General features: G+C 56.8%; 11 protein-coding genes. 3 read left to right on the plus strand and 8 right to left on the minus strand.

Translation table 11 applies throughout. The features are described 5' to 3' along the window. Nucleotides 1-1,165 precede the first annotated feature (1,165 nt). Both EGJ68_RS08490 and EGJ68_RS18110 read right to left on the minus strand, forming a co-directional pair. Nucleotides 1,166-2,149, minus strand: coding sequence for an AraC family transcriptional regulator (locus EGJ68_RS08490; protein ID WP_123034159.1), 984 nt, complete (start codon nt 2,147-2,149; stop codon nt 1,166-1,168). A 273-nt stretch (nt 2,150-2,422) separates the two neighbouring features. Further along, complete coding sequence (locus tag EGJ68_RS18110; RefSeq protein WP_158283578.1) at nt 2,423-2,977, minus strand: hypothetical protein; 555 nt, start codon at nt 2,975-2,977, stop codon at nt 2,423-2,425. 531 nt (nt 2,978-3,508) lie between these two features. Between EGJ68_RS18110 and EGJ68_RS08495 the strand changes: the two genes are divergently transcribed. Beyond that, entirely contained in the window at nt 3,509-5,680 is a 2,172-nt protein-coding gene (locus EGJ68_RS08495; protein WP_158283579.1) for a TonB-dependent receptor, read from the plus strand. Between the two features lie 150 nt (nt 5,681-5,830). Here EGJ68_RS08495 and EGJ68_RS08500 read toward each other — a convergent pair whose 3' ends face one another. The 3 genes from EGJ68_RS08500 to EGJ68_RS08510 all read right to left on the minus strand — a co-directional run bounded on the left by EGJ68_RS08500 (nt 5,831) and on the right by EGJ68_RS08510 (nt 9,440). Further along, nucleotides 5,831-7,474 (minus strand): hypothetical protein, encoded by a 1,644-nt coding sequence (locus EGJ68_RS08500; protein WP_123034161.1) that lies wholly within the window; start codon nt 7,472-7,474, stop codon nt 5,831-5,833. Nucleotides 7,475-7,546: 72 nt separating this feature from the next. Continuing rightward, nucleotides 7,547-8,245: a DUF3313 domain-containing protein gene (locus tag EGJ68_RS08505; protein ID WP_158283580.1), complete on the minus strand. Its 699-nt coding sequence runs from the start codon at nt 8,243-8,245 to the stop codon at nt 7,547-7,549. Between the two features lie 100 nt (nt 8,246-8,345). After that, nucleotides 8,346-9,440: an HD-GYP domain-containing protein gene (locus EGJ68_RS08510; RefSeq protein ID WP_123034814.1), complete on the minus strand. Its 1,095-nt coding sequence runs from the start codon at nt 9,438-9,440 to the stop codon at nt 8,346-8,348. Nucleotides 9,441-9,865: 425 nt separating this feature from the next. Between EGJ68_RS08510 and EGJ68_RS08515 the strand changes: the two genes are divergently transcribed. Together EGJ68_RS08515 and EGJ68_RS08520 are read left to right on the plus strand one after the other, a co-directional pair. Beyond that, nucleotides 9,866-11,425 carry a sensor histidine kinase gene (locus tag EGJ68_RS08515; protein WP_123034163.1) on the plus strand — a complete coding sequence of 520 codons (1,560 nt, stop codon included), beginning with the start codon at nt 9,866-9,868 and terminating at the stop codon, nt 11,423-11,425. After that, nucleotides 11,422-12,117, plus strand: a complete 696-nt coding sequence (locus EGJ68_RS08520) for a response regulator transcription factor (protein ID WP_123034164.1) — start codon at nt 11,422-11,424, stop codon at nt 12,115-12,117. The genes EGJ68_RS08515 and EGJ68_RS08520 overlap by 4 nt, the downstream gene beginning before the upstream one ends. 87 nt (nt 12,118-12,204) lie before the next feature. On the opposite strand, the gene EGJ68_RS08525 is transcribed toward EGJ68_RS08520, so the two are convergent. The 3 genes from EGJ68_RS08525 to EGJ68_RS08535 form a co-directional block, all read right to left on the minus strand. After that, entirely contained in the window at nt 12,205-12,759 is a 555-nt protein-coding gene (locus EGJ68_RS08525) for a hypothetical protein (RefSeq protein WP_123034165.1), read from the minus strand. A gap of 37 nt (nt 12,760-12,796) precedes the next feature. Further along, nucleotides 12,797-13,468, minus strand: coding sequence for an OmpW/AlkL family protein (locus EGJ68_RS08530; protein WP_123034166.1), 672 nt, complete (start codon nt 13,466-13,468; stop codon nt 12,797-12,799). Nucleotides 13,469-13,616: 148 nt separating this feature from the next. Then, nucleotides 13,617-14,387 carry a glucose 1-dehydrogenase gene (locus EGJ68_RS08535; protein ID WP_123034167.1) on the minus strand — a complete coding sequence of 257 codons (771 nt, stop codon included), beginning with the start codon at nt 14,385-14,387 and terminating at the stop codon, nt 13,617-13,619. Nucleotides 14,388-14,393 lie beyond the last annotated feature (6 nt).

Consider the following 14,393-nt stretch of genomic DNA (forward strand, 5'->3'; position numbering starts at 1 on the left):
GCTTTTTGCACCACATCCTGGGACACTAACACACAGACGGCTTTGACCGGCGTAGTTACAATCCCCGATACACGGTTGGCATGGCCATTTGGCCGCACAGAACTGCGGTCTCGCTTGCCGCTCGAGATGGTGAGGAGCATCGCTCAAGGCGTGGAATGATGCACTAGTCAGACGCGCCAAATTACTTGGCATTTCCGCCAGAGACGGTGCGGCGTGGACGCCTCCCCAGCGTCCAAACCAGCCCTGTTTATCGCTCCAATCCTGCCAGGGCTGGAGGATGGTGAAGCGCCCCGGGTTTGTCGGAGGCTCCCTTGCTCAAGGTTGGGTCAAGTCAGTCCGCGGGCAGGTGTGTAGTTGGGGCCCAAGCACAAGGCGCCGTGTGACGCGTGTAGAGGGAATGCCGGTGGGTAACTTTTTGTAACGGATGTGGCCGGGCGAACGTATGGGAGTCAGGTTTTGGGTAAAATCCGTGATTGCCCTACGGGATGTTGTTCATGCGCAGTTCTCTCTTTTTTTTCGCCGGTGTGTGTTGTGCGGCGGCCAGCGTTGGTGTGTCTGCCCAGGCGCGAGGCGAGCCGCAGCTGGAGGAGGTAAGGGTAACCGCTCAGAAACGTAGCGAGCCTCTGCAATTAGTGCCCATNCGGGGGAGTGGGCGTTCCGATGATGTCGCGCGTAAGCCCGTAGACCATGGGTTACCCCCCCCCCCAGATGATCAGCACGCCACCGTGATTGCAATCGAGGTAGCGGACATTAGAGCCGTGGTGCCCCCAGAACTGGTAGAGCAGATTGATACTGATCATGGTGGTGATCATCCCCACAACAAAGCCCAGTACGGGCAACCAGAGCGCGCGATCACCGTCAGGTTCAGAGGAGCGGCGAGCAACGTCAGGTCGTCGCTCATGACTTGCTGAACCGTCATTGGCAGGTCAGACATCGACAGTAACGTCACTCGCTAGGGGCTGGGCAGGCCAGAACACTAACGCTGCTGGCGGCGACGGAGAAGCCCTCATCAGGGACGGCAGTGTCAGTCGCCATTCCACCGAGATCGTTTGAAAGCGATCGTGAGAGCACTGATATGCTGTGGTGCGCCAGTAAAGCTGCAATTCACAGCAAACTTTTGACCTGATCAGCTTTGAGAGTAGTGGGCAGCTCGCGGACTGGGTCGCTACCGTTTGGATTGCGCATCATCTCGCGCAGCCTGCGGCGTCGTTCCCGTCCAGTCTCGAAACGCTGGATAGAGCGAGTTCGGATCGTCATAGCCAATCAGGAAAGCGATTTCGGCAGTCGTCATTTGTGTATGAGCAAGGTAATACTTAGCGAGCTTAGCGCGGGTGGCGTCTAAAACTTCACGATAGGTCACCCCCTCTGCGTTCAAATGGCGCTGGACGGTTCTAGCGCTGGCACCTAAAGCCGTCGCCACCTCGGCAAGTTCGCTTCGACCGCTTGGGAGGAGTTCAACGAGCGCCGCCTGCACACGCTCCCTCATCGACGCTGACGCACCGCAATCAGCAAGTCGCTTTTCCAGAACTGGCTCTAAGAACTCCCACATAGCTGCGTCGGTCGTCACAATGGGGCATTGCACGTCCTCATGATTAAAGACAACCCTGTAATTCGGGCCGCGCGTCACAGGCACTCCAAAGTAGGTCGAAAAGGCAGTCGATCTCGCCAGGTCAATGGGTGCCTCAACGCGCATTGGAATGATTGGTCGGCGCGTCAGGTGACGCGCCAGACTTACCCACACCACGAGCTCTGCAACACCCCACAGCCGTGGTGGTATCTGCAAGCCGTTGACGTGACAGGTGGCAGCGAAACCGGCATCGCTCTCAATAATCAAGCGGCAGGGACCCATCAGCGGTTTATAGCGTTGAAACCTTCTCATAGCTTGCTCGAAGTTTTCAGAGCACATGGCCGCGAACAGCGCTGGGTCAAACATATCCAGCGTGACATTTTTACCTATCTGTAAAGCGAGGTCGGGCTGGTTAACTTCGGCCTCAAACGCGTCCCAGAGTGAAGCCCATGCGGTGACATCAATCAACACGGGATCATCCGCGAAAATCCCGACGGGCAACCCGGCCTTTCGCGCCAAAACCTCTGCAGATATATCAAATGCAGGCAAAATCACATGCCAGTAGCGCTCAATTCGAAACATTGAATTGCCCCTTTGATGATCTGATCCCTGTGTGTTGCTCCCTATAGTACCCGCTAATGCCAATCAGAGCCGCAAGATCACCGGCGCGGCTGCGTAAGGTGGGTACAGGGTATCCATCCCGTGATGCCAGCATCCTCCAGCAGCTCTTGTCGGCTGGAACAGGGGGCATGTCACCTGATGGGCACCCATTGTCCATGGAGTCAGGCTTTGACGCCCCGCTTCCTCCACAGAATCCCGTAGCGTTGGATAGGGGGTATTGAGCCGAATAAGGAGTTACGCCTTGAGTTTGCGCAGCCCCAGAAGCCCTAAAAGAGAACCGAGGGCCATTAGTCCGTAGAAGGGCAGCGTTGGAACTGGAGTAGCGGGGTTAGCTGAGGAAGTTGTGCCGGGAGTAAACGTCAGAGTGGTCGCTGTTTCATTGAGATTGGCAATGGAAGAGCCGACTGGAAAAATGTAGTTCAGGCCGTCTTCACTTTCACAGTCAAAATTCAGTTGTTCTTGAAAATCGGGTGACAGATCGGCGGTAGCGAGAGAGCAATCTGCCAACGTGAATGTGATAGTGCTACCAGGGACAAAACCGTCTGCAAAAACATTGCCACCCGAGATGGTCATAGTAAGTGAGAGGATAGCTCCCGTTCCACTAACGCCAGTTGAGCCGACACTGCTTCCGACGGGAACAGTCTCATCATCCCATGTAAAGCTGCCTGTACCACTCTCACCATTGTCACCCGTAATAGCGAAGCTGTGCTGCTGGATAGCAGCTGACACCGCACCCGAGGTAAGTACAGCGACAAGCGCGAAACTGAGGCTACATGAAGCTTTTTTCATAAAGTTTTTTCCCTAGAAAATATTCCAGCCGAGGAAGGCTTTTTGCACCACATCCTGGGACACTAACACACAGACGGCTTTGACCGGCGTAGTTACAATCCCCGATACACGGTTGGCATGGCCATTTGGCCGCACAGAACTGCGGTCTCGCTTGCCGCTCGAGATGGTGAGGAGCATCGCTCAAGGCGTGGAATGATGCACTAGTCAGACGCGCCAAATTACTTGGCATTTCCGCCAGAGACGGTGCGGCGTGGACGCCTCCCCAGCGTCCAAACCAGCCCTGTTTATCGCTCCAATCCTGCCAGGGCTGGAGGATGGTGAAGCGCCCCGGGTTTGTCGGAGGCTCCCTTGCTCAAGGTTGGGTCAAGTCAGTCCGCGGGCAGGTGTGTAGTTGGGGCCCAAGCACAAGGCGCCGTGTGACGCGTGTAGAGGGAATGCCGGTGGGTAACTTTTTGTAACGGATGTGGCCGGGCGAACGTATGGGAGTCAGGTTTTGGGTAAAATCCGTGATTGCCCTACGGGATGTTGTTCATGCGCAGTTCTCTCTTTTTTTTCGCCGGTGTGTGTTGTGCGGCGGCCAGCGTTGGTGTGTCTGCCCAGGCGCGAGGCGAGCCGCAGCTGGAGGAGGTAAGGGTAACCGCTCAGAAACGTAGCGAGCCTCTGCAATTAGTGCCCATTTCCCTGGTTAGCCTGGATGAGACAGCGCTGGCGACGATTGGCTTCGATGATCTGGAATCGCTTCGTCTGCAGGTGCCTGGCCTGCAGCTTTTGCCCCATCCGAATGCGCAGTCCACTCAGCTGGTCTTTCTCCGGGGAGTGGGTAACGCCGACGAACAGATTATCCAGGATCCCTCGGTCGGCGTTTACCTCGACGGCGTTTACCTGGCGCGCAGTCAGGGACTGAATCTGGAACTGCTCGACATTGAGCGTGTTGAGGTACTCAGAGGGCCTCAGGGTACGCTTTATGGGCGCAACGCAACGGGCGGTGCGGTCAATTTTGTCACCCGCCTGCCTGAGTTGGGGGAGTGGGCCTTCCGACAGCACCTCGGCACTGGCAGTCGCGACCTGCTGCGCAGCCGGACGGGGCTCAACCTGCCATTGGGTGATACAGCGGCACTGGGGGTTGGCTATTTGGTTTCCTCCCAGCAGGGTTTTGTACGCAATGCAGGGAGTGGGAAAAGTCACTTCGGCAGCCGCGATCGCGAGGCCTTGCGGGCAGATCTGTATTGGGAACCTGTGCCATCCTGGCGCTTGCGCTACGCCTACGACACAGCGGAGAGTGAGGACACGCCGGCCTTCATCGATCGTGTGCCTCTTGCCCCACTTGCGGCTGACCGCCCATCCAGCGGCAGTCCCGACGTTGCTGACTTGCGCGCCAACCGGGTGCATGCAGAGGGCCATAGTGTTCATGTCAGCTGGTCTCCCGGCGGTGTCTTTGAGGTACGCTCCATAACCGGATATCGTAAATTAGTAGACTATCAGAATCAGGACTTTCACAGCGGCGAGTTCGGGCCCCTGCCACTACTGCAAACCGAGGCGACAGGGATCCAGGACAATTGGAGCCAGGAACTGCAGTTTCTGGGTGGCTCGGATGAGTGGGGTCTCGAGCACATTTTCGGCATCTACTGGTTCAAGGAACAGGCGGAGCGAATGGCGAGCAACTACACGCCAGGCACCGGCCTGCGGCGGTTGGTGTTCGGGCGTGACATCGAAAATACCGCATTGGCCGTCTTCGGGCATGTGAAATGGGCGCCTCCGGTTCTGGATCGGCGCCTCGAAATGACGCTGGGCGGCCGCTGGTCCGAGGACAAGCGGCGGGCGGTACTCAATCGCGCGCTGGAAAACGTGGCGACTGGCACCGTCACCTTTAATCCACAGCCCAGCGCGGGTGAACAGGAGTTCGATAATTTTAGCCCATCCTTTGTGATGAGCTGGCAAACCCATGAGACTATCAATCTGTACGCGAAAGTGGTGGAGGGCTACAAGAGTGGAGGGTTTAATGCGCGGGCTACGAGCCCCCAACGGTTCAGCGAAGGGTTTGACGATGAAACGCTGGTATCCTGGGAATTGGGGCTGAAATCGGATTGGCTGGATCGTCGCGTGAGACTCAACGTGGCACTGTTCCAGTCTGACTACGAAGATATTCAGGTCAATGTGCAGTCAGATCCGAATAACGTGTTGTTGTCGGATGTGCTCAACGCAGGCTCCGCGACCATTGACGGTCTCGAGCTTGATCTTTCCGGGCTATGGGGTGACAACCTGCGCTATGACATCCGCTACGCCTGGCTGGATGCCGGCTTCGATCGCATCACTGCTGCGGATGGGACCAATGTGGCTGATCGCTATCGGTTTATCGGAGCGCCCAGGCATTTTTTGACTTTGGGCCTGGAGTACACGCTCGCTGAGACTGCGCTCGGCCATGTGCGGCTGGCGAGTCAGTACTTGTGGCAAGAAGCGCAGTTTTCCAGCAGCACGGTGAATGCAGGCACGTATATCATTCAGGCTCACGGATTGTGGAATGCACGTCTGACCTTGTCATCCCCGCTGCCCCGGGGCGAGGTGGAGGTCGCCCTTTGGGGCAAGAACCTCAGCGACGAGGAGTACTACACAGCACACTTCAACGGCGGCGCCGGGTTCGCGGTCCCTTCTGCGATCTGGGGTGCGCCGCGCAGTTTGGGTGTGGATTTCAGCTACGCTTATTGAGCCAAACACGCGGGTGTCCTGGTACAGATTCACCTGCTCCGTGAGCGCACGGACCTCACGGCCTGGCGATGGCCTTGTCCCCTGTCAGGGCGAGAATGGACGCGGCGCTGGAGGTCAGTTTGCCCATCAGGCTGCCGCGCAACAGAGATGCTAGTCGGTAACGGAAGCGGCTTGCTCGGCAGAGCGAAGGTCGATGTATGTCACCATCTGTGGATCATCGATAGCGATCGTAACCGGCACCGTATGATCCGGGCTGCCCTGACTGTAAGTGGTGCCGGGGAAGGGGTTATTTCCGGGCCCACCCGGGTTGTAAAACTGCCAGTAGCCGTCGTCTGTGCGTTCGCCGACAGCCTGCTGAGAGGGCACCCTGACACCTACAATTTTTTTGATTGTCGCCTCATCGCCCTTCAGAATGATATCGATTTGATTATCCCTGTCTTCTGCATAGCAATCATTGCCGTCGATCACCTGCCCCGGGGGGCCCAATTCGGCAAGCCCTATCACCTCGATCACGTTGCCATCGATAACATACTCAGTGCCGGAATTTTCAAGCTGCACGATCTCGCCGCTATCGGTTTTTACTTGTACTTGGAAAAAATTGTCATACTGACTCGGTTTTAGACCCGTTACGCCGTCCGGCGTATACCCACCGGTCGTGAACACCCTTAGCCTGTACTCCGCTTCGTCTCCGTAGAGAGCAATCCCATCGTTTGGCGAGTTGGCATCGAAGCCGGGCGGACCCTCGTCGCCCAGCCGGGATATAACGTTGACTTTTGCGGCTGTCAGCCGCGGGCCGTTACCCGGGGTGTGATAGGGGGAACCCGGTGCATTTATATATAGCCCCACCGCCGAGGTCAGGGAGCCGTCGGGCGCTACCATCATCATTGGCGTACCATCATCGACGACTTCGATCCTGACCGGGTAAAGCACGTCCGGATCATCAAGCAGCAGGCGATTGCCAAGCTGGCCGAAGAGCACAACCACCGCCCGTTCATTGTAGTCATAGTTCGGCGTGGCCACCGCTACCTCTGCATAGGCCTGACTGTAGTCATTGAAGGTAATGAGAAAGTCTGAACCTTCGACGGTGCTGTAGAGAACCGGCCAGGAAAACTCCACGGGCATACCACCACCGTAAAGTATCTCTGGCGGACCGGCTGCCGCTAGAATGGTAGAGATTGACTGCGCAGAGGTGTACATGCCCGCGGCTGGCGTTACGTCACCACACCCCTTGAGGGTATTCCAGGTTCCCCCGGCCTCCAGGACAACCTGCTCACTGTAAGCATCGGTGCCGGTGAAGCCCGGCACGCCGATAATGCCTGAAAAGCCAAGCCCTCCTGCGAGAATACGCGGTTCGTCATCCCAAACATCTGCATTGATAACAATATCAAGGTCGAGCACAGCGGCGGGAGACAATCCATCTCCGGGCAAGGTCAGCGTCATTTCCTCGCCTGCAGGCTCAAAGATAATCACGCCGATCTGTGTATCCTCGGCAGTTAATAGCTCCATTTCCACCTGTGTTGCCGCGGTTGGCACGGAGAAGGACGTGGCCTGCTCCCGGGTAAGGATCCTGGAGGTGTCCAAACCTTCGCCGCTGCTTGTGACACGGATGCTTGTCACGTTCTGGGTGACGTAATTCAGCAGCAGAGACGCCGCATCGACCGTGGTCATTGGCTGGTCGGGGTCAGCGTCAGGATTTGTCGTCGTCGCATCAATATCTCGATCAACGTTGTTGCTATCGCTGCATCCGGTTGCTGTGAACACAAGGACAGCCAATAGCCACGCACGAATTATCATCAGAAGTCTCCAGGGGGTTGTAGCATTAACGCAGATGGCTGAAGAAGAGCCGGAATTGTTTTCGGGATGGGCTCAAGGCTCAATGCAAACAGCGTCACCGCGCGCTGAGCAGAGCTTATAGCGGATGGCCGCGGTCCAGAAATCCATAATCTCGTACACATCGCCCCAGGTCTTGAGTGTTGCTGCATTAATAGCGTTGCCACCCACTCGACGATCCATCGACGCCACCATAACCTCGCCGGTCATGGCATCCGATATTTTCGCCTCAATAGCCGCGGACCCCTGAAACATTGGCTTCCCCGTGATTTTGCTGGCGGCAGTACTGAGAACACGGGCTGGAGCCACCGCTTTCGAGATGACGTCCCGTGCAACATCGGCTCCCTCCGCAGCAGTGAGAGCCACTTCAAAACGAAGTGCTCCCGGCTCTGGAGCATCAATTATGCGATAGTCCTCGGCGAGCGCAGCACTGAGCGTTGCATAAAATCGTCCTGCAATCGCCTGGGCTTGAGCAGCGGTCAAAGCGCTGTCCTCAGGCAACCACAGCTGCACCGGTTCAAGAAGAATCGCATCGCTTTTCCGGATGATATCCAGCGCCCTGAGGTTTCGATAGACGTGCAGGCCTTCACCATCGTCGCCGGGTCGCATACGACTGTAATACCCCTCGAGGAATCCTGACTCAACAAGCTTCTCATCGCTGGCACGTTCTGTTGCTGCACATCCCCAGAGGACCGGGAAACTGCAAACCAATATCAAAAGTACTACGCGTTGCATTTTGAAACACTCCAATGGCATGAGTTCAGGCAGCGGGAGCTGCAATGGGGCAGGGATCAAGAAAGCCCGGATAACCTGATGTGGGAATACCCGTGTGTGCTTACAGTTGATCCGGGTACTGATCACGAATACGTTCGGCTTCGTCGGCGCACATGGTCAGAGCAGCGACACAGGCGGGGTCCAGTTTGCCCTCGGCGGTGAGTCGGTCAAGCTCTGCAAGTGCGTCGGCCACAGGCCAGGGCTCCTTGTAGGGTCGACGACTCGTCAATGCGTCGAAGATGTCGGCGACAGCAACGATTCTCGCCTCAACCGGGATGGCGTCACCGGATAATCCCCGAGGATAGCCCGACCCGTCTAGACATTCATGGTGGCCCTTGATGATATTGGTCATTACCGAGGAGTCCGGCAGATTCTGCACGCCGATGCGTTCCAGAACGCGCTCAGCCAGCGCCAGGCCCAAGTCGACGTGAGTCTCCATCATTTTGCGTTCATCGGCTGTGAGTCTACCGGGCTTCAGCAGGATGACATCCGGAATGCCAATCTTGCCGATGTCATGCAGAGGGGCAAACAGAAATACGTGCTCAATCCATTCATCATTCAGGTCGTAGTACTCCCTCACCTGTCTGGCGATCAGGCGTGAGTAGAGTGCCATGCGTTCCAAGTGGGCGCCGGTCTCGAAATCGCGGAGTTTGGCAATCTCGCGTGCCACGTTGGCTGAGTTAAGAATTGAACGCACAGCCTCGCGTTCGGTGGTAATGGCCATGGTCAACAGATTCGCGTACATGAGAATGTCGCGCTGCCGGCTGGGCGTGAAGGCCGCCCTCTGCATGGAATTGAAGAACAGCAGGCCAATGAAGCTGCCCATATCGTATATCGGCAGCGTGAAGGAAGAGAGATAACCCTGCTCCAGCAGCCAGTTGGAATGTGGTGAATTGGGGTTAACTACGCTGGGTATATCATCGATGACCCTGAATTCACCGCTGTTGGCAAGGTGGCTGAGGGATTCACTGTTCTGCAGAGCGAATTCGTAACCATTGATCGGTATCCCGACCCGGGTGCTGTTAATGAAGGTTTTCAGCATGTCTGAGCCGGGCTCGTGCAAAACGCAGGCTATGCGATCAATCACGGGTACCCTGTCCAAAAGCTTCTCGTGCAAAGCTTTGATGCGCTCTCCGAGAGAGCCGCTCTCACTCATCAGGAGATGCTGGCCGCGGTGTTCAATTTGCACCCTGGGATACCTCCGGGCAGGAACGGGTTGGACAAAAGCGGCGAGACTACATCACTATCCTTTTGCTGATTGTAACGATATGTAATGCGCCGGCTGCAGTCCTGCCGGCCCTCGCCTTTCTCAGCCTCATCGTAGCACGCCGGATTTTCCAGAGTTTCAATTTTTGCGTTCCCAAGCTCCTTCAGTTCAGTTCGAAGCGCTCCGCATTCATGGCGTCCGCCGTCGGGCGCATGCCGCCGCTAAACGGAAATGGACTTGCAGCGCGATCTCTTGGTTCCGATCGGGTGGCGGGAGTCCGGTATCGCGATTTCAGTGGTGTGGAAGTAGGGTAGAATGATGCCGGGCGCATGCTCTGGAGTGATCTCACTTTCAACTCGATAGAGTACAGATTCATGTATAAACGCAAGCTCTTCTACTTTGGTTTCACCACCGCGTTCATTCTGCTGGTCGCACTTGTCAGCACCGCGATCTCGGCGCACCTTACCCGGGAAAACTTGCGGCAAAGCACGATTGCCCAATCGTTACTCGTTGAACATGAAAAACTGTCGAGTACGTCTTACCGGCTGTTCAAGCAGCTCACCGATGAAGTGATTTTTGGTCGCAACGCCAATCAGGCGTTCGTGCGCAAGAAACAAATGTCGATAGAGGAATCTCTGCACCGTATCACGCAGTTGGAGCTTGAGCAGCGCGAGGCGCTCGGCATCGATATCACCCAGGGTAGTGTTGAGGATACTGACGAGCTTGTGCAGTTGATTGACCAGATTATCGGTGAATTCGAAGCGGTGGTCGTCAGCAACAATAGCCTGCCCCTCAACCAGCAGGAAAAGTTGCGCAACCTGCTTGAGGTTACGATCGATGATCAGTTCAGGGAGTCTATTAACTCTGCTGTTTCTCGTCAGAGCCGCGTGGTGGCCGCCATCAATGCCAGAATTGATACGCTGAATATTGTTATCGTCTGGTTCACCATTGGTCTTGGTGGCCTGTCATTGCCCTTGATCATTTACGGTTGTTACTGGTTGTTCAATCAGCTTTATCAGCCGCTGGTATTGATTCAGGGAGCGACCAACGCGATCGCCTCAGGACATTACGACAATCCGATAGCGGTGCCGCTGGACGACGAGTTTCAGGCGCTGGCGTCGTCAATCAACCAGCTGGCGATTCGTTTGCAGGAGCACGAGGACAACGAGGCGAAGTCGAGGAAAAAACTCGAATTCGACGTGAAGCAGAGGACGAGTGAGCTCACCGAAGCGAACCTGCAATTAACCAAGATTGACTCGCGTCGGCGGCAGTTCATTGCCGATGTGTCCCACGAATTGCGCACCCCCTTGACCATTATCCGCGGCGAAGCGCAGGTGACCTTGCGCTTGCAGTCCGCTTCTGACAGCGATTTCAAGGAGACCCTGCGCGCTATTCTCGAGCAATCCGTCAAGCTGAGCCGCCTGGTGGATGACCTGCTGTTGTTGACGCGGGCGGAAATGAGTCAGCTCCACCTGGAGTTCACAACGGTAGAGGTCGCCCCCCTTCTGGAAACTGAAATCGCCAAGTGGCAAAAGCTGAACTCTGATCGTGCCTATACATTGGCTGTGGATCCGCAGGTCGATAACGTTTCCGTTCTGATCGACAAACCACGTATTCAGCAGGTCGTCTCCATTTTACTGGACAACGCGACCAAGTATTCGGAGGCGGGCAAGTCCGTGGAGGTGGGCGCCCGGTATGCGGCCGGGCTGGTGACGGTATCGGTCAGTGATTCGGGCGGGGGTATTTCGGCGGCTGAAGTTGAGAATATATTCGAACGCTTTGTACGGTTCAGCAAGCACAATCAGGGCCTGGGCCTCGGCTTATCGATCGCCAAGGCTATTGTAGAGGCGCACGGGGGGCAGATAGTGGTTGAGTCAGTGCAAGGGCAGGGCTCGTGTTTTTCGTGCACCTTGCCCGCTGAGAGACTGGCATGAAGATTCTACTCGCAGATGATGAAGAGCCGCTGCTGCATTTTTTGTCTCGCGGGCTGCGCGCAGAGGGGCATGACTGCACAACGCTCACGGAGCTGCACGAGGTGGTTCCCTTTATCCGTAAACAGTCCCCGCATATTGTTGTGCTCGACCGTTTGTTCGGCTCGCAGGACAGCCTGGCAATCATCAACGCCATCAAGGCGCTGCCCAACGCGCCGATGGTGTTGATGCTGACCGCTCTGGACGATGTGAGTGAGCGGGTGAAGGGTTTGCAGGAGGGCGCTGACGATTACCTGTGCAAACCGTTTGATTTTGATGAGCTCCTGGCGCGCATTGCCGCCCTGCGCCGGCGTGCAGGCGTGCCCGAGCTGGTAGAGAGCCACAGCAGGTTGGTGTTCGGTGCACTTGAGCTGGCCCTGGATGAACGCGTGGCGCGCCTGGGGGCCGTCGAGATGTCGCTGACGAAGATCGAGTTCGAGTTGCTGTTGTACCTGACGGAGAATCAGGGAAAAGTGTTATCGAGGGAGCGCATTCTGAACCGTGTGTGGAAGACGCACAGCGATCCGCAAACCAACATCGTCGATGTGTACATCAGCCGGTTGAGACGAAAGTTGGCAGGCGAGTCTGCCATTACCATACAAACCTTGCGGGGCAATGGATACCGGCTTGCCGCGAGCGAGGGCCCCGACCGCTGAGAGTTCCTAAAACGAGCGCCCGGCTTGGACCGGGCGCTGGCGTAACAGAGTGTGATTCAGTTCAGGGGCGGTTTGTGCCCCCGAGCGTCAGGGTTGGTATTCAAGCGACGAGTGGTGCAGCACGATACGTACGTCTCCAGCATCATCTTTCACGAAGCCCCAGGTTTTATCCACCGAGGTGACAGTGCCGTCAGGGCCGGTGAAGTGCACTTTGCCGATGGTCGAGGCGCTGTCGCCCGCAATGAACACGGCATTGTTATCAACGTCACACTGGGTCCATCCTTTCAGTGCAAAGCCTGAGTCGCTGGGAAAGTTCGGGTCCCCGCCCACAAAGTAAGACAGCGCTCCTTCACTGGTGGGGCGGAAGGTTTGCGGTTTCACGGTCAGCGTGGGCTTGAACAACACGGCGCCCATCTGATAGCCGTAAGCGGCATCAATCACCTCTTTGGCGAGCTCCTTGGCCGCAGCCTGGCCGTCGTCTTCATGCGTTTCGCTGATTTGAACAAGCGCGTTGCACCAGCCCTGTTGTGCCGTCAGCACCTCCTGCTCAGACAGGCCCTGGTTCACGACGACGGCATTGGCCAGCGCCTGGCTGGATACCAGAGCGAGTGCGGAAAATCCTGCGATAGCGTTGAATTTCATGTGTTAACTCCTGTGGTTGGTTTGGAGGAAGCTGTTCTTAGAAGCGATACCCGAGCGAAATGGTGTACACCATCGGGTCTATCTCGATGGAATTGACACTTCCGGGGGTGCCATTGAGGTTGAACGAGGCTTCGGTATCGATATCGATCCAGCGCACCGAGCCGTTGATAAACCACTGTTCGTTGACCATGTAGTCCACACCGACCTGTGCCGAGAAGCCAAACGAGTTATCCAGTGACAGATTCTTCAGGCCGGCGGCATCGTTGGCAGAGGTGAAGCCTTCGTCAAAGAACACGGTGTAGTTAATGCCAGCGCCGACGTAGGGCTGAAACGCGCTCGACGGGGTATTGAAGTAGTAGTTGAGTGTGATGGTCGGGGGCAGGTGGGTAACCTCGCCCAGGCGGTCACCGGTGCCCAGCGGATCGCTGACCCCAAAGTCCACGTCGTGTGTAAACGGTGTGGCCGCCAGTACTTCGATGTTCAGCCGGTCAGTCACGAAGTAGGCAATGTTGAGGCCAAGCTGGGTGTCATCCCCGACCGACAGATCAACGCCCAGGTCACTGCCAACAAAGATGTTGGACGAGGAGTCGTCCGGGCTCACGTTGGTAAGCCCGGCGCGTACGACGATGTCTCCCTGTTGGAAGGCCAGGGCACTGGGTGCGGCTGTCGCCACGGAAAGCGCAATCAATCCGAATTTGATGTTTTTCATAAGCTCCCTTTACTGGTCATGTTTAACCAGAGCACACAGTAAAGAGAGTGTCTAAAAAACACCTGTCGGAAACATTAAAAGCAGATTAACGCAGCTGTTCAGCGCAATTGGGGATCCCTGCCGCCCAACCAGGCGGCAGGGATTGAGCTCAGGAGCAGGGCATGCCGGGCCGGCGCATGCCGGTAAACCAGCCGCCATCGGCAATAAATTCACCGCCGGTGCTGTAGGTCGCCTCGTCAGTCGCCAGGAACAGCGTGACGTAGGCCACCTCTTCGGGCCTGCCCACACGCGGTATGGGGAAGTCCTTGTAAACAGACTCGTTGAGCTGCTCCTCGGTCATGAAAGCGGAGCCGCCCATCTCGGTGTAGATGCCCCCTGGGTGGACGCTGTTTACCCGAATCCCATACTGTCCGAGCTCAATCGCTGCTGTTTTGGTGAGTCCCCGCACGGCCCATTTTGTGGAGGAGTAAGCGGACACACCGGCCTGTGCATGCAGGCCATCAATCGACGAGATATTGATGATTGATCCGCCGCCCGCCGCCTTCATGGGCGCAATGACGGACCGAATGCCCAGGAAGGTACCCAGCTGGTTGACCTGCACAATCTGCATGAAATCGGCCACTGTGGTGTCGGTAATGGCAGTCATGCGCATGATGGCCGCATTGTTGACCAGTACGTTCAGGGTGCCGAGCTTTTCAGCGGCGGCCACCGCGTTGCTCCAATCGGCTTCGCTGCTCACGTCCAGACGCACAAATGTCGCGTTCTTCCCCAGTTCATCCGCGAGCGCGCTGCCTTCGGCTTCGAGCACATCGCCGATCACTACCTGCGCCCCGTGCTCAACGAACAGGCGCGCAGTCGCCTCTCCCATACCTCTTGCGCCGCCCGTGATGATCGCGGTTTTTCCTGCCAGTCGTTTCATGAACTC

Source organism: Haliea alexandrii, from assembly GCF_003719295.1.
GTDB lineage: Bacteria > Pseudomonadota > Gammaproteobacteria > Pseudomonadales > Halieaceae > Haliea > Haliea alexandrii.